The sequence below is a fragment of the Pseudomonas sp. sp1636 genome (genome assembly GCF_030376615.1).
Classification (GTDB): Bacteria; Pseudomonadota; Gammaproteobacteria; order Pseudomonadales; family Pseudomonadaceae; genus Aquipseudomonas.
The window spans coordinates 195,947-211,771 of record NZ_JARRAB010000006.1 but is presented as its reverse complement, the minus strand read 5'-3'; the positions used below and the strand labels follow the sequence as shown (position 1 = coordinate 211,771).

The following is a 15,825-nucleotide window of genomic DNA, read 5'->3' as shown; positions in this document are numbered from 1 at the left end:
CACTCCTACAAACCTGATTTAGGGGAAGACGCGGCGATCTTGCTCAGCTTGGCATAGTAGAAACCATCGTGGCCGTCGATTTGTGGCAGCAACTGGCGACCATGGGCCGGTTTGAGGCCAAAGTCGGCGCTGATCTCCAGCTCGCGTGCGCTTGGCGTGCGGGCGAGGAAGGCGGCGATGGTGTCACTGTTTTCCATGGGCAGCACCGAGCAGGTGGCGTAGAGCAGGATGCCGCCGACTTCCAGGGTCGGCCACAGGGCATCCAGCAACTCGCCCTGGAGCTGGGCCAAGGCGGGAATATCGGCGGCCTGACGGGTCAGCTTGATGTCCGGGTGGCGGCGAATCACCCCGGTGGCCGAGCACGGCGCGTCGAGCAGAATCCGCTGGAACGGTTGGCCATCCCACCAGGTCGCGGTATCACGGCCATCGGCGGCGATCAGCTCGGCGTCGAGATTGAGGCGTTTGAGGTTTTCGCGCACCCGCAGCAGGCGCTTTGCTTCCAGATCCAGCGCCACCACGCCGGCCAGTGCGGGCTCGGCCTCGAGCACATGACAGGTCTTGCCGCCCGGTGCGCAGCAGGCATCCAGCAGGCGTTGCCCGGGGGCCAGTTCGAGCAGGTCGGCGGCCAGTTGCGCGGCTTCGTCCTGCACGCTGAGGCGGCCTGCGGCGAAGCCCGGCAAGCTGGTGACATCGCAGGCCTGGAGTAAACGGATGCCGTCGCGGCTGAAGGCGCAGGGCTCGGCCTCGAAGCCGCTGCGGCGCAGCTCGGCCAGGTAGTCCGCACGGCTGCCGAGGCGGCGATTGACCCGTAGGATCAGTGGTGGGTGGGCGTTGTTGGCCGCGCAGATGGCTTGCCAGTGTTCCGGCCACTGGGCCTTCAGGGTTTTTTGCAGCCAGCGCGGATGGGCGCTGTGCAGCACCGGATCGCGATCCAGGCTGGCAATGATGCTTTCGCTGTCGCGCTGGGCATTGCGCAGCACGGCGTTGAGCAGGCCCTTGAGCGACGGCTTCTTCAGCTTGTCGACACAGGCCACCGTCTCGCCGATGGCGGCGTGGGCCGGGATGCGGGTGTAGAACAACTGGTACAGGCCGACCAGCAGTAGCGCTTCGACATCCTTGTCCGCCGCCTTGAACGGCTTTTGCAGGAGTTTTTCTGCCAACAGCGCCAAGCGCGGTTGCCAGCGCGCGGTGCCGAAGGCCAGCTCCTGAGTCAGACCACGGTCGCGCGCCTCGACCCTGTCCAGTAGCGGCGGCAGGCTGCTGCCCAGCGAGGCCTTGCCATTGAGCACGGCGGCTAGGGCGCGGGCGGCGGCGAGACGCGGGTTCATTGATCCAATACCGTGCCGACGGCGAACTGCTCGCGGCGGCTGTTGTACACATCGGCGAAGGCCAAGGCTTTGCCGCCGGGCAGTTGCAGGCGGGTCAAGCGCAGCGCGCCCTGGCCGCAGGCAACCGTCAGACCCTGTTTGTCGGCCGACAATATGCTGCCAGGTGCCCCACTGCCCTCGCCCAGCTCGGCGGCATGGATCTTCAGGGTTTCGCCACTCAGCGTGCTGTGGCAGATCGGCCAGGGGTTGAAGGCACGGATCAGCCGCTCCAGCTCAACGGCCGGACGCGCCCAGTCGAGACGGGCTTCTGGCTTGTTCAATTTGTGCGCGTAAGTCGCCAGGCGGTCGTCCTGCGCTTCGCCGACCAGGCTGCCCGCAGCCAGGCCGGCGATGGCTTCGATCACCGCCTGCGGGCCGAGCTGGGCCAGACGGTCATGCAGGCTGCCGCCGCTGTCGTCGGCAGCAATCGGCGTGCTGACTTTCAGTAGCATCGGCCCGGTGTCCAGGCCCGCCTCCATCTGCATCACGGTGACCCCGGATTCAGGGTCGCCGGCTTCGATGGCGCGCTGGATCGGCGCGGCGCCGCGCCAACGCGGCAGCAAGGAGGCGTGGCTGTTGATGCAGCCCAGGCGCGGGGTATCCAGCACCTGCTGCGGCAGAATCAGGCCGTAGGCCACCACCAGCATCAGGTCGGCTTCGAGTGCGGCCAGTTCGGCCTGAGCGGCCGGGTCGCGCAGGGTTTGCGGCTGATACACCGGGATCGCGTGTTGCAGGGCCAACTGCTTGACCGGGCTCGGCGTGAGTTTCTGCCCGCGGCCGGCCGGGCGATCCGGCTGGCTATACACCGCAATGACCTGGTGCGGGCTATCGAGCAGGGCCTTGAGGTGTTCGGCGGCAAACTCGGGGGTGCCGGCGAAGACGATGCGCAAAGACTCGGACATGGGTTCTCGCTGCTAAAAAGAAAAAGGCTTGCCGCAGCAAGCCTTTGTAAAGGTGTGGCTCAAGCCTGCTGGCGATGGAGCTTTTCCAGCTTCTTCTTGATGCGGTCACGCTTGAGGGTGGACAGGTAGTCGACGAACAACTTGCCGTTGAGGTGGTCGCATTCGTGCTGAATGCACACCGCGAGCAGGCCTTCGGCGATCAGCTCAAAGGGCTGGCCATCGCGATCCAGGGCCTTGATCCGAACCTTCTGCGGGCGCTCGACGGTTTCGTAGAAGCCCGGCACCGACAGGCAGCCTTCCTGGTATTGCTCGACCTCATCGGTCAGCGTCTCGAACTCGGGGTTGATAAACACCCGGGGTTCGCTTCTGTCTTCCGACAGATCCATCACTACCAGGCGCTTGTGCACGTTGATCTGGGTCGCGGCCAAACCGATGCCTGGGGCTTCGTACATGGTTTCAAACATGTCGTCGATCAGTTGACGCAAGGCGTCGTCGACCGTGTCCACCGGCTTGGCGATGGTGCGCAAGCGTGGATCGGGAAATTCGAGGATGTTCAAGATAGCCATATGCGTTTGTGATGCACTTGTGGAATAAAGTCAAAATCCGCTGCTAAGATGATGAGCAGCATTGAAAAACGGCTTCACGCCGCAGCACAACTGGGTTTCGTCGCGGCGCTAGGGCGCTCCACGTGAAGGCACATAATAAAGGGATTCACCGCATGAGGAAATCACTACTCGCCCTGCTGCTGCTTGCCGCTAGCGGCTTGGCCCAGGCCGAAGTGCAACTCAAGGACGGTCACCCAGACCGTTATACCGTGGTCAAGGGCGATACCCTGTGGGATATTTCCGGGCGGTTTCTCCGCCAACCGTGGAAGTGGCCGGAAATCTGGCACGCCAACCCGCAAGTGGCCAACCCCCACCTGATTTACCCCGGCGATCAACTCAGTCTGGTCTACATCGACGGCCAGCCACGCCTGATGCTCAACCGTGGCGAATCGCGCGGCACCATCAAACTGTCGCCGCAGGTTCGCAGCACGCCGATGGCCGAAGCCATTCCGACCATTCCGCTGGGGGCGATCAACAGCTTCCTGCTGAGTAACCGTATCGTCGATACCCCTGAACAGTTCGCCGGCGCGCCCTATATAGTCGCCGGCAACGCCGAGCGCGTGGTCAGTGGTGCCGGGGATCGCATCTACGCGCGTGGAGCCTTTGACGCGGCCGCGCCGGTGTACGGCATCTTCCGTCAGGGCAAGACATACGTCGACCCGGATACCCAGGAATTTCTCGGGATCAACGCCGATGACATCGGCGGCGGTGAGATCGTGGCCGAAGAAGGCGATATCGGCACCATGAGCCTGACCCGCTCGACCCAGGAAGTGCGCCTCGGCGATCGCCTGTTCGCCACCGAAGAACGGGCGATTAACTCGACCTTCATGCCCAGCGAGCCGAGCCGCGAAATCAACGGCCTGATCCTCGACGTCCCGCGTGGCGTGACCCAAATCGGCCAGTTCGACGTGGTCACCCTGAACAAGGGCGCGCGCGATGGCCTGGCCGAGGGCAACGTGCTGGCGGTGTACAAGACCGGCGAAACCGTGCGCGACCGGGTCACCGGCGAGTCGGTGAAGATCCCCGATGAGCGGGCCGGTCTGCTGATGGTGTTCCGCACCTATGAAAAGCTCAGTTATGGCCTGATTCTTAGTGCTAACCGCCAGCTCGCGGTGATGGACAAAGTACGTAACCCGTAACGACCCGGACGCCAGCCTTGCGCGTGCATGGCTGGCGTTTTCTGCTTCATCGCAAGCTGCCGCCCGCCAAGCCTGCCCCGGTTGTTGGGCGCGACCGATCAAGGATGATCGCCATGGCGCAATGCCCCCGCTACAGCATTTCCCCTGCCGAACTCGAAGCCCGCCTGCGCCTGCACAGCCTGCCGGAGCTTGGGCCGCGGCGTTTTCGCAAATTGCTCAGCGCCTTCGACAGCGCCTCCGCCGCCCTCAGCGCGCCCGCCAGCGCCTGGCGTGCGCTGGGGTTGCCGGCCGCTTGTGCCGAGCCCCGGCGCAGCAGCGCGGTGCGTGAGCGCGCCGCTGCCGCCCTGGCCTGGCTGGAGGCCGAGCGCCATCATCTGTTGATGTGGGACGACCCCGGTTATCCGGGCTTGCTCGCCGAACTCGGCGATGCGCCGCCCTTGCTCTACGTGGCCGGCGATCCCGGGTTACTGGAACAGCCGCAACTGGCCATGGTCGGCAGTCGCCGCGCCTCACGGCCCGGGCTGGATACCGCGCACAGCTTCGCCCGCAGCCTGGCTGCCGGTGGCTTCGTCATCACCAGCGGCCTGGCGTTGGGCATCGATGGCGCCGCCCATCGAGGCGCACTGGATGCGGCCGGGAAAACCATCGCGGTACTCGGCACCGGTTTGCAGCGCCTGTATCCGGCGCGGCACCGGCAACTGGCCGCGGACATCGTCGAGCACGGCGGCGCGCTGGTCTCCGAGTTGCCGCTGGATTGCCCGCCGCAGGCGAGCAATTTCCCCCGGCGCAACCGCATCATCAGTGGCCTGTCCCTCGGCGTGCTGGTGGTCGAGGCCAGTCCGTCCAGCGGCTCGCTGATCACCGCGCGGCTGGCGGCCGAGCAAGGCCGCGAGGTCTATGCCATTCCCGGCTCGATCCACCACCCCGGGGCGCGCGGCTGTCATCAATTGATCCGCGATGGCGCCGTGCTGGTGGAAAGCATCGCGCATATTCTCGAAGCGCTGCGCGGCTGGCAGCTGCAGCCGCCGTTGGCGAGCGAGGCGAGTCCGGCTCAATCCTTCGCGCATCCCCTGCTCGACTTGCTGCATGCGGCGCCACACAGCAGCGAAGCCCTGGCGGCGGCCAGCGGCTGGCCGTTGTCGGCGGTGCTGGCGGCCCTCACCGAGCTGGAGCTGGACGGCCGTATCGCCTGCGAAGCCGGGCGCTGGGTGGGCCGCGCCCGCTAGCTTGGGTACACTGCGCGGCATTCCTTCAGCGGGAGAGCAGTGAATGGTCAGCAGTTGGCAGGTACAGCAGGCAGCGCGGGTGGTGCGTCAGGGCGGGGTCATCGCTTACCCGACCGAGGCGGTGTGGGGCCTGGGTTGCGACCCGTGGAACGACATCGCGGTGGAGCGCTTGCTGGCGCTGAAAGAGCGGCCGATGGGCAAGGGCCTGATTCTGGTGGCGGACTGCATTGAGCAGTTCGATTTTCTCCTCGAAGATCTGCCGGATATCTGGCAAGAGCGCCTGGCCAGCACCTGGCCGGGCCCCAATACCTGGCTGGTACCGCATCAGCAGCGCCTGCCCGAGTGGATCACCGGCGAGCACCGCAGCGTCGCTTTGCGCGTCAGCGATCACCCGCTGGTGCGCGAGCTCTGTGCCCTCACCGGCCCACTGGTGTCGACCTCGGCCAACCCGGCCGGGCGCCCGGCGGCGCGATCCCGGCTGCGGGTCGAGCAGTACTTCCCGCGGCAACTGGACAAGGTGCTCGGCGGCGCCCTGGGTGGGCGCAAGAATCCTAGTCTGATTCGTGACCTGGTCACGGGCGATGTGATCAGGCCGTCCTGACGCTTTCCGCTTTGCTAGGGTGGGCGGCGCATTGTCACGAAATCGATAGCGGTGCGGGGTGTGAGCGCCGCCTAACCCACCCTACGGCAGCAGAATGGTCGAGCCGGTGGTCTGCCGGGCGCTCAGGGCGGCCTGCGCTGCGGCGGCGTCCTGGAGTGCGTAGCGATTGCCGATATCGACCTTGAGCTGACCGCTTTCGATCATCTTGAACAACTCGTCGGCCATCGCTTGCAGGCGCTCGGGGGTGTCGGCGTAGCCGGCCAGGGTCGGCCGGGTGACGAACAGCGAGCCCTTCTGCGCGAGGATGCCCAGGTTGACCCCGCTGACCGCTCCCGAGGCGTTGCCGAAGCTGACCAGCAGACCGCGCGGGGCAACGCAGTCCAGCGAGGTTTCCCAGGTGTCCTTGCCGACGCCGTCGTAGACCACCGGGCACTTGTGCCCATCGGTCAGCTCCAGCACGCGCTGGGCCACGTTCTCATGGCTGTAGTCGATGGTCGCCCAGGCGCCCTGCTCCTTGGCCCGCGCGGCTTTCTCGGCCGAGCTGACGGTGCCGATCAGCTTGACCCCCAGGGCTTTGGCCCACTGGCAGGCGAAGGAGCCGACGCCGCCGGCGGCGGCATGGAACAGGATGGTTTCGCCGCCCTTGAGGGCGAACACCTGGCGCAGCAGGTATTGCACGGTCAGGCCCTTGAGCATTACCGCCGCGGCCTGCTCGAAGCCGATCGCATCCGGCAGCTTGACCAGCTTGTCGGCCGGCAGCACGTGCAGTTCGCTGTAAGCCCCCAGCGGCCCGGTGGCGTAGGCCACACGGTCGCCGACCTGGAACTGGCTGACCTGTGCGCCCAGCGCTTCGACGATGCCGGCGCCTTCATTGCCCAGGCTCGACGGCAATGCCGGCGGCGGGTACAGACCGCTGCGAAAGTAGGTGTCGATAAAATTCAGGCCGATTGCCCGATTCTGCACGCGCACCTCATGGGGCCCGGGCGTGGCGGGTTGGTAGTCGCGGTACTCGAGCACTTCGGGGCCGCCGTGACGGCTGAACTGGATACGCTTGGCCATCTCAGGCTCCTTGCTGCAGGGGGGCGATCAAGCCGCCGCCGATGACGGCGGCGGGCTGGGCTATCCATCCAATCGCTTTGCTTGCGCGGCGTCAACTGCGGGCACGCATTGGCAAATGTTATGCTGGCGCCGATTGCGCCGGCTGGCCAAAGCCGCCGGCTGGCCTGACTGTTTTTCAAGGTGCCGCCGTGAGTGACCGTACTGAGGCCGTGAAGGCCTACCTGCTCGACCTGCAAGACCGTATCTGTAGCGCCCTGCAAGCCGAGGACGGTGGCGCCGAGTTTTTCGAGGATGCCTGGCAGCGCCCGGCCGGCGGTGGCGGGCGCACGCGGGTGATCGAGAATGGCGCGCTGATCGAGAAGGGCGGGGTGAACTTCTCCCATGTGTTTGGCGCCGGCCTGCCGCCTTCGGCCAGCGCCCATCGGCCGGAGCTGGCCGGACGTGGTTTCGAGGCGCTCGGCGTGTCCCTGGTGATCCACCCGGAAAACCCCTACGTGCCCACCTCGCATGCCAACGTGCGCTTCTTCAGCGCCGAGAAGCCAGGCGAGGAGCCGGTCTGGTGGTTTGGCGGCGGTTTCGACCTGACCCCCTATTACGCCAATGAAGAAGACTGCGTGCACTGGCACCGCGTCGCCCGTGATGCCTGTGCGCCCTTCGGTGCCGAGGTCTACCCGCGCTTCAAGGCCTGGTGCGACCGCTACTTCCAGATCAAGCACCGCAATGAACCGCGCGGCATCGGCGGCTTGTTCTTCGATGATTTGAACCAGTGGGACTTCGCCACCAGTTTCGCCTTTATCCGCGCGATCGGCGATGCCTACCTCGGCGCTTACCTGCCCATCGTGCAGCGCCGTAAGCTGACCCCCTACGGCGAGCGCGAGCGCGAGTTCCAGGCGTTCCGTCGCGGTCGTTACGTCGAGTTCAACCTGGTCTACGACCGTGGCACCCTGTTCGGCCTGCAGTCCGGTGGGCGTACCGAGTCGATTCTGATGTCGCTGCCGCCGCAGGTGCGCTGGGGCTACGACTGGAAGGCCGAGCCGGGCAGCGAGGAAGCGCGCCTGACCGAGTATTTTCTAACGGATCGCGACTGGCTGGAAAATTTACCCTGAACGCTGTTGCGTTCGGCCATGCTGCGTTGAAAGCGAACTCGGAATGCTCATTTACCTGGGTAAACTCCGCTTCCTCGCCCGCTTTCGCCTTGCCTTCACTCACGACGCGTTCAGCGCAAATTTTGACGCGAGGAATTTTCACATGGATCGCTACGGCGTATTCGGCAACCCCATCGGCCACAGCAAGTCGCCGCTGATCCACCGCCTGTTCGCCCAGCAGACCGGCCAGCAGTTGAGCTACGAGGCCTTGCTGGCGCCGCTGGAGGACTTCCCCGGGTTTGCCAAGGCGTTCTTCAGCGCCGGCAGGGGCGCCAACGTCACGGTGCCGTTCAAGGAACAGGCCGTTCAACTGGCCGACCGCCTGACCGCCCGTGCCCAGCGTGCCGGCGCGGTGAACACTTTGAAGAAGCTGGAGGACGGCAGCCTGCTCGGCGACAACACCGACGGCGCCGGCCTGGTGCGCGACCTGAGCGTTAATGCCGGCTGCGCCCTGCGCGGCAAGCGCATCCTCCTGCTCGGCGCCGGCGGGGCCGTGCGTGGCGTGCTCGAGCCGTTGCTGGCCGAGCAGCCGGCGGCGCTGGTGATTGCCAACCGCACGGTGCAGAAGGCCGAACAGCTGGCCCGCGAGTTCAGCGACCTCGGCCCGGTGGCGGCCAGCGGCTTCGACTGGCTCGATGCGCCGGTCGACCTGATCGTCAACGGCACCTCGGCCAGCCTGGCCGGCGAGCGGCCGCCGATCGCCGCGAGCCTGATCGCGCCGGGTCATACCCTGTGCTACGACATGATGTACGCCAAGCAGCCGACCGCGTTCAACCGCTGGGCTGCCGAGCAGGGCGCGGCGCGCACCCTGGATGGTCTGGGCATGCTGGTCGAGCAGGCCGCCGAGGCCTTCTACCTGTGGCGCGGCGTGCGTCCGGACAGCGCGCCGGTGCTGGCCGAGTTGCGCCGTCAGTTGGCCTGACGCGGCAGCCGCCAAGGTTTCAATCCTCGAACTGCACCGGGCAGCGCTCGGCGCCTTCGAGCTTGTGGATTTCCTCGATCACCTGGGGCCGGGCGCGGCGCAGGATCAGGCAGCGGTTTTGCGCCAGCAGCCGGCGGGCTTCCTGGTGGAGCATGGCCACCCCGGCGTAGTCGATGAAATTGACGTGGTGGGCATCGATGATCACCCGCTCGCCTTTGCTGCGCTGGATCAGCTGCTGCAGGTAATGGCAGGCGCCGAAAAAGATCGACCCTTCAACGCGCAGCAACTCCTCCTCGCCCTCCTGCCAGAACTTCACCCGTGGCTGCGAGGTGCGCTTGAGGTAGAAGAACAGCGAAACCAGTACCCCGGCGTAAATCGCCGTTTGCAGCTCCAGCAGCAGGGTGGCCAGCAGGGTCAGCAACATCACCAGGAACTCCGAGCGACTGACCCGGAACAGCGCACGCACCCCGGCCATATCGACCAACCCCCAGCAGATCAGGAGGATGCCGGCGGCCATGCTCGGCAGCGGGATATGCGCGATCAGGCGGGCGCCAAGCAGGGCGAACAACGCCACCAGCAGCGCGGAAAATACCCCGGCCAGGGGCGAGCGCGCACCGGCCTGCAGGTTCAACGCCGAGCGGGTGAAGGAACCGGCCGACAGCGAGGCGGAGAACCAGGGGCCGAGCAAGTTGGACAGGCCCTGGGCGCGGACTTCCTGGTTGGCGTCGAGAAACTGCTGGGATTGGCTGGCCAGGGCGCGGGCGATCGACAGGCTGGTGACCAGGCCGAGCATGCCGCAGGCCACTGCGGCGGGCAGCAGCTGGAGAATGCTCGACAGTTTGAAGGTCAGTGGGCTGAACGGCGGCAAACGGCCCTCGAAGGCGCTGACCAGGGCGATGCCGCCAAGCTGAGCCGGCCACGCCAGCACCGCCAGGCTGGCGGCGACGATGCCGATCAGCAGGGCCGGCAAGCGCGGCCACAGGCGTCTGACCAGCAGGCTGACGCCGAGGGTGAAGCCGGCCAGGGCCAGGGCGCGCCAGTCGCTTTCCAGCAGGTGCTGACCGATATTGAGGACGGTCGCCAGCGCCGTGGCCTGACTGGGCACGCTGAGGCCGAGCAGGTTGGGCAGTTGGCCGAGGGCGATGACCACGGCCGCGCCCAGGGTGAAGCCGAGCACCACCGAGTGGGAGACGAAATTCACCAGGGCGCCGAAGCGCAGCAGGCCGAGCAGCCACTGGAACAGCCCGGCGAGAAAGCTCAGCAACAGGATCAACGCGATAAAGTCGTCGCTGCCCGGCGTGGCCAGAGGGCTGACGCTGGTGAACAGGACGATGGAAATCGCCGCGGTCGGCCCGCAGATCAGGTGCCAGGACGAGCCCCATAGGCAGGCGATGATCACCGGCACTATCGCCGCGTACAGGCCATATTCGGCCGGCAGCCCGGCGATCAGGGCGTAGGCGATGGATTGCGGCAGCGCCAGGATGGCGCCGCTGAGCCCCACCAACAGGTCGTTGGCGAGGCTGCGCTTGCTGGTGCTGGGCAGCCAGCGCAGGAACGGCAGCAGGGTCTGGCGGCTGGGTAGCGGCATGCGGTGTCGCTCTTCGGTGGCGTGGACAGTGCTCATGCGATGCTCGCGAGGGCGCCCGCTGCGGGCGAGATCCGTGCGCAGCGGTGGGATCAACCCTACGCAATCCAGGCGGTTAATTCAAAGCCGGTTCGGCTGGCCGATGTCTTCGCGGGTGGCATCAAGCCCGGCAAGGCAGCGGCCGCTCATCCTGGCGATCCCCTGCAGGGGGCTGCCGGCGCAGGAGCGCAGCACTGCCTGAGCGCCCGCCCGCTGCCGCAAGGGCAGGTTCGGTTGAGGGCGGATGCCGAGCGGCCCCGGCGGGCGGCCAGTAGCGGCATGATCGCGGCTGCGGGGCGGCCATGGCGAACGAGGTGTGCCATCGCATCGAGAAAGGGGCCGGCGTGGGCGAAGAAACGGCGGTAGGCGGCACAGAAATAGTTGAGCCCTTGCTCGCCGTCGGCGTCGCTCGCCAGGAACCGATGTTTGGGGCAGCCGCCGTTGCACGCGAAGCGGTATGGGCATTCGCGGCACTGGCGCGGCAGGCTCGCGCGCTTGTCCTCGCCGAAGCGGCGCAATGCCGCGCTGGCGGCCAGCTGGCCAAGCGGCTGCTGCATGATGTTGCCCAGGCGGTACTCGGGGTAGACGTAGTGGTCGCAGGCGTAGAGGTCGCCATTGTGCTCAAGCGCCAGGCCCCGCCCGCAGGTTTGCGCGAAGATGCACAGCGCGGCGGGCCTGCCCAGCCACAGGCCCAGTTGCACCTCGAAGTGTTGCACGAAGACCCGCCCGACGTCATGGCGAACCCATTCGTCGAAAATGGCGCAGAGAAAATCGCCGTACGCCAGGGCGGACACGCTCCAGGGCGTCACCTGCATGGAAGCGCTGTCCATCGCGCCCTCCGTCGGGCCGGCGAGGCATCCCTGCGGGTCGCGGCGTTCGACCAGCGGAATAAATTGCATGAAAGTGACGCCGCACTCGCGTAGGAAGCGGTAGACCTCGAGCGGCCGACTCACGTTGTCGTGGTTGACCACCGCCAGCACGTTGAACTCGACCTGCTGGGCGCGCAGCAGCTCGAGCGCCGCCATCACCCGGCTCGAGGTCGGCTGGCCGCGCCGGTCGCGGCGATGGCGGTCGTGCAGGCTGGGCGGCCCGTCGATGCTGAGACCGACCAGAAAATTATGTTGGCGCAGGAAGCTCGCCCATTGCACGGTCAGCAGCGTGCCATTGGTCTGGATGCTGTTGCGCACCGTGGTTCCCGCGGGCTTGTACTTTTCTTGCAGCGTCACGATGCGGGCGAAGTAGCCGAGCCCCAGCAGGCTGGGTTCGCCGCCCTGCCAGGCAAACCAGATCTCGGCAACCCCGGCGGCGGCCTGGGAGGCGATGTAATCGGCAATGAAGCGTTCGAGCACGGCGTCGTCCATCCGGAACTTCTGCTCCTGCGGATAGAGGCGTTCCTTCTCCAGGTAATAGCAATAAGTACAGGCGAGGTTGCAACGCGGGCCGATCGGTTTGCTCATGACATGAAAGGGCCCGGCCGCGGGCTGCCCGGCAATGGATGACATCAGGCTTTCCTCGCTCTGTTGTGCTTGTCGCAAATGCCCCGTGCCCGTCCCGGGCGGCGGACGCCGCAGGGGAGCCTGGCGGTGGTTGCTTCAAAACCGCGCCTTCACCGCCGCCAGAGCGTCGCCGCCATCGCGGGTGGTGACTCCTTGCAGCCAGCCGTCGATGACCGTCGGGTTGGCTTGCAGCCAGTTCTTGACGGCTTGTTGGTTGCTCGCCTGCTTGCTCAGTACCTGGTTCATGATGGCGTTCTCCATCTCCAGGGTGAAGCTCAGGTTGCTCAGCAGCTTGCCGACGTTCGGGCACTGGCTGGCGTAGCCCTTGCGCGCCAGGCTGTTGACGTGACCGCTGGCGCCGAAGTACTGCTCGCCGCCCTTGAGGTAGCGCATGTCGTGCTGCACGTTCATCGGATGCGGGGTCCAGCCGAGGAACACCACGAACTTGTCGCGCTTCACCGCGCGCCCGACCTGAACCAGCATGGCCTGCTCGCTGGACTCCACCAGTTGCCAGTCGCCGAGGCCGAACTCGTCGGCTGCGATCATCTTCCTGATCGATTCGTTGGCCGGTGAGCCGGCGGCAATGCCGTAGAGTTTTCTGTCGAACTGCTCGGCGAACTTGTCCAGATCGGCGAAGGTTTTCACCCCGGCCGCATAGGCGTAGCTGGGCACGGCCAGGGTGTATTCGGTGCCGCTGAGGTTTTCGGCCAGCTTGTCGACGATGCCGCTGGCGACGAACTTGTCGTAGTTATCCTGCTGTGCCGGCATCCAGTTGCCGAGGAAGGCATCGACCTGACCCTTCTGCAGTCCGGCATAGATGATCGGCACGGCGAGGATCTGCGTCTCGGTCTTGTAGCCCAGACCGTCGAGGAGGAACTGGGCGATGCCGTTGGTCACGGCGATGTCGCTCCAACCGGGATCGCCCAGCCTGACCGTCGCGCAACTGGCGTCTTCGGCTTGGGCGGTGAGTGCGACTGTGCTCAGCAGCAGGCTGGCGGCGCAGGCGTGTTTAATTGTTTTCATGGCACTTTCCTCGGAGTTTGGTTCGGCGCGGGCAGGGCGCGCGCCGAATAATGGAGTGGCTCAGGATCAGGGCTGCGGAAAGCGTGCACGGCGCTCCAGATCATCCAGGTCGATGTGGTTGCGCATGTACTGCTGGCTGGCATCGACCATGGGTTGATGGTCCCAGCTCTTCAGTTTGCCCTTGCTCAGCGACTCGGCGACGAAACGCCGGCGGCGCTGGCTGGCCAGGGTGGCCTGATGGATCGCCGGGATATCCCAGCGTGCGCGGGCGTCCGCGAGGAACTCGGCGAGCACGGCCTGGTGCTCGGGCGACTGGGCCAGGTTCTCCAGTTCCTGCGGGTCATCGCTCAGGTTGAACAACAGCAACGGATCGACTTCGGAGTAGATGAACTTCCACTCGCCGCGGCGGATCATCATCAGCGGGCTGTTGCTGCCTTCGGCCATGTACTCGCCGAACACTTGGTCGTGGCCGCCGCTGCCTTGCAAGTGGGGCAGCAGGGAGCGGCCATCGAGCGGCAGGCTCGGGTCTAGCGCGCCGCCGGCCAGCTCCACCAGGGTCGGCAGCAGGTCGGCGGTGGACATCGACTGGCTGACCCGATGGGCGGCGAATTGGCTCGGCGCATGCACCACGAAGGGCACCCGTGCGGCCATCTCGAACCAGTGCATCTTGTACCAGAGGCCGCGCTCGCCGAGCATGTCGCCGTGGTCGCCGGAGAAGACGATGATGGTGTCGTCGGCCAGGCCGCAGTCGCCCAGGGTTTTCAGCAGTTTGCCGATGTTCGCGTCGACGTAGCTGCAGGCGCCGAAGTAGGCGCGCCGCGCGTCCCTGATTTTCTCCTCGGGCAGCTCCTTGCCCCACAGGTCGACGACCTTGAGGATGCGTTGCGAGTGCGGGTCGAGATCCTGTTGCTCGATCTTGACCCCGGGCAGCGGGACGTCCTCATCGCGGTACAGGTTCCAGAACTCTTCCGGGATGCAATAGGGGTCGTGCGGGTGAGTCATCGACACGGTCAGGCAGAACGGCTGCGCGGCGTTCTCGCGGACATGGTCGTAGAGGTATTGCTGGGCCTTGAACACCACCTCCTCGTCGAAGTCCAGCTGGTTGGTGCGCACGGTGGGGCCGGCCTGCAGCACCGAAGACATGTTGTGGTACCAGGAGAGGCGCTCCTCGGGTGCGTCCCAGTTCACCGCCCAGCCGTAGTCGGCCGGGTAGATGTCGCTGGTCAGGCGCTCCTCGTAGCCATGCAGCTGATCCGGGCCGCAGAAGTGCATCTTGCCCGACAGCGCGGTGTGATAACCGAGCTTGCGCAGGTAGTGGGCATAGGTCGGCACGTCGCCGGGGAAGTCGGCGGCGTTGTCGTAGGCGCCGATCTTGCTCGGCAACTGGCCGCTGACCAGGGTGAAGCGCGACGGTGCACAGAGCGGGCTGTTGCAATAGGCGGAATCGAATACCACGCCGGTTTCGGCCAGGCGCACCAGGTTGGGCATCTTGATCGGCGACGCCGGGTCATGGATCGGCAGGAGCGGCGCGGCCATCTGGTCGGCCATGATGAACAGAATGTTGGGGCGCTTCATGGCGGCTATTCCATATGAAAGATTTATGCGACAGTGCTGGCACCATCATCAGGCCGAAACAAAACCACGGTAAACCCGGCAGGAACACATAGCTTGGATAAGTACAGCTTATGCTAAGGGCAACCGAAGGCATCTCTCTGGATGCTTTGCGGGTGTTCGCGTCCGCCGCCCGCCAGCTGAGTTTCACCGCGGCGGCCGCCGAGTTGGGCAGCAGTCAGCCGGCGATCAGCCAGCAGATCAAGCGCCTGGAACAGCAACTGGCGACCCGCCTGTTCGACCGGGTGTATCGCGGCATCGTCCTCACCGAAGCCGGTGAGTTGCTGCTGCGCCATGTGCAGGAAGGCCTCGAGGTGCTCGATGCCGGCCTGGCTGCGGTGACCGCCGGCCAGCAGCATGAAGTGCTGCAGGTGGCCACCGATTTCGCCGTGGCCGCCTATTGGCTGATGCCGCGCCTGCACCGTTTTCACCAGGCCCACCCGGATGTGGACGTCAGCCTGATCACCAGCGAGCGCGACTTCGGCAGCATGCCCCCGGAGATCGACGTGGCCATCGCCTTCGGTGATGGCCGCTTCAAGCACGGCGAGGCCCACCTGTTGTTTGCCGAAGCGGCCTTCCCGGTGTGCAGCCCGCAACTGCTCAAGGGCCAGACATTGCCGCTGCCAGCGGCGGCATTGGCGCAGCTGCCCCTGCTGCATCTGCGGCCCGAGGTGCACACCCGCTGGTTCGACTGGAAGGGCCTGTTCCGCGCCTTGGACATCGCCGAGGCGCCCAGCTCGGGCAGCCTGCGCTTCGACAACTACACCCTGTTGATTCAGGCCGCCATCGCCGGGCAAGGGGTGGCGATCGGCTGGCGCCATCTGGTCGATGACCTGCTGGCGCAGAACCTGCTGTGCCGCGTCTGCACCCAGGAGGCCCGCTCCGAGCTCGGCTATTACGTGGTGCTGCCCGAACGTAAGCGTCGCCAGCGCTTGACCCAGCGTTTCGTCGACTGGTTGCAGGTCGAACTGAGGGATGCCGGCGCCCCCGTCTGACGCCTTCCGCCGAACGGACAAAATGCGGCGCCATAGGCGCCCTACACTCTAAGAGCGCTAGCCGTTTTTCGTATACTACGGCGGCTAGAACGCACAGTTCTGCCCTTCCC

At 66.0% G+C, this 15,825-nt stretch carries 14 protein-coding genes; 6 read left to right on the top strand and 8 right to left on the bottom strand.

The genetic code is table 11. The features are described from left to right. Positions 1–5: 5 nt before the first annotated feature. The 3 genes from rsmB to def are packed head-to-tail and all read right to left on the bottom strand — an operon-like array spanning position 6 to position 2,835. Positions 6–1,328 (bottom strand): 16S rRNA (cytosine(967)-C(5))-methyltransferase RsmB, encoded by a 1,323-nt coding sequence (rsmB, locus tag P8H27_RS08660; protein WP_289636793.1) that lies wholly within the window; start codon positions 1,326–1,328, stop codon positions 6–8. After that, on the bottom strand, positions 1,325–2,269 hold the full coding sequence (fmt, locus tag P8H27_RS08655) for a methionyl-tRNA formyltransferase (protein ID WP_289636791.1): 945 nt from the start codon (positions 2,267–2,269) through the stop codon (positions 1,325–1,327). Before fmt ends, rsmB begins: the two co-directional genes overlap by 4 nt. Positions 2,270–2,328: 59 nt before the next feature. Then, positions 2,329–2,835 (bottom strand): peptide deformylase, encoded by a 507-nt coding sequence (def, locus tag P8H27_RS08650; protein WP_289636790.1) that lies wholly within the window; start codon positions 2,833–2,835, stop codon positions 2,329–2,331. A gap of 152 nt (positions 2,836–2,987) precedes the next feature. On the opposite strand from def, the gene P8H27_RS08645 reads away from it, so the two are divergent. The 3 genes from P8H27_RS08645 to P8H27_RS08635 all read left to right on the top strand — a co-directional run bounded on the left by P8H27_RS08645 (position 2,988) and on the right by P8H27_RS08635 (position 5,840). After that, a complete protein-coding gene (locus tag P8H27_RS08645) occupies positions 2,988–4,013 on the top strand; it encodes a LysM peptidoglycan-binding domain-containing protein (protein WP_289636788.1) in 1,026 nt (341 codons plus the stop codon). A 113-nt stretch (positions 4,014–4,126) separates the two neighbouring features. Next, positions 4,127–5,239, top strand: coding sequence for a DNA-processing protein DprA (gene dprA / locus P8H27_RS08640; protein WP_289636787.1), 1,113 nt, complete (start codon positions 4,127–4,129; stop codon positions 5,237–5,239). A 43-nt stretch (positions 5,240–5,282) separates the two neighbouring features. Further along, on the top strand, positions 5,283–5,840 hold the full coding sequence (locus P8H27_RS08635) for an L-threonylcarbamoyladenylate synthase (RefSeq protein ID WP_289636785.1): 558 nt from the start codon (positions 5,283–5,285) through the stop codon (positions 5,838–5,840). Positions 5,841–5,921: 81 nt separating this feature from the next. Here P8H27_RS08635 and P8H27_RS08630 read toward each other — a convergent pair whose 3' ends face one another. Continuing rightward, the gene (locus tag P8H27_RS08630; RefSeq protein WP_289636784.1) at positions 5,922–6,899 is read right to left on the bottom strand and encodes an NADPH:quinone reductase; all 978 of its coding nucleotides are present in this window, start codon (positions 6,897–6,899) and stop codon (positions 5,922–5,924) included. A gap of 188 nt (positions 6,900–7,087) precedes the next feature. On the opposite strand from P8H27_RS08630, the gene hemF reads away from it, so the two are divergent. Continuing rightward, positions 7,088–8,005 carry an oxygen-dependent coproporphyrinogen oxidase gene (gene hemF, locus P8H27_RS08625; protein WP_289636783.1) on the top strand — a complete coding sequence of 306 codons (918 nt, stop codon included), beginning with the start codon at positions 7,088–7,090 and terminating at the stop codon, positions 8,003–8,005. A 142-nt stretch (positions 8,006–8,147) separates the two neighbouring features. Further along, positions 8,148–8,966, top strand: coding sequence for a shikimate dehydrogenase (aroE, locus tag P8H27_RS08620; protein ID WP_289636781.1), 819 nt, complete (start codon positions 8,148–8,150; stop codon positions 8,964–8,966). A gap of 19 nt (positions 8,967–8,985) precedes the next feature. Here the strand turns inward: aroE and P8H27_RS08615 are convergent, their stop codons facing one another. From P8H27_RS08615 to betC, 4 genes are all read right to left on the bottom strand, one after another. Further along, positions 8,986–10,554, bottom strand: a complete 1,569-nt coding sequence (locus P8H27_RS08615) for a SulP family inorganic anion transporter (RefSeq protein WP_289636827.1) — start codon at positions 10,552–10,554, stop codon at positions 8,986–8,988. A gap of 182 nt (positions 10,555–10,736) precedes the next feature. Continuing rightward, complete coding sequence (locus P8H27_RS08610; protein WP_289636779.1) at positions 10,737–12,092, bottom strand: anaerobic sulfatase maturase; 1,356 nt, start codon at positions 12,090–12,092, stop codon at positions 10,737–10,739. A 90-nt stretch (positions 12,093–12,182) separates the two neighbouring features. Then, positions 12,183–13,109 (bottom strand): choline ABC transporter substrate-binding protein, encoded by a 927-nt coding sequence (choX, locus tag P8H27_RS08605; RefSeq protein WP_289636778.1) that lies wholly within the window; start codon positions 13,107–13,109, stop codon positions 12,183–12,185. Positions 13,110–13,175: 66 nt separating this feature from the next. Continuing rightward, positions 13,176–14,684 carry a choline-sulfatase gene (gene betC / locus P8H27_RS08600; RefSeq protein ID WP_289636776.1) on the bottom strand — a complete coding sequence of 503 codons (1,509 nt, stop codon included), beginning with the start codon at positions 14,682–14,684 and terminating at the stop codon, positions 13,176–13,178. A 110-nt stretch (positions 14,685–14,794) separates the two neighbouring features. Between betC and P8H27_RS08595 the strand changes: the two genes are divergently transcribed. After that, on the top strand, positions 14,795–15,715 hold the full coding sequence (locus tag P8H27_RS08595) for a choline sulfate utilization transcriptional regulator (protein WP_289636774.1): 921 nt from the start codon (positions 14,795–14,797) through the stop codon (positions 15,713–15,715). Positions 15,716–15,825: the final 110 nt, after the last annotated feature.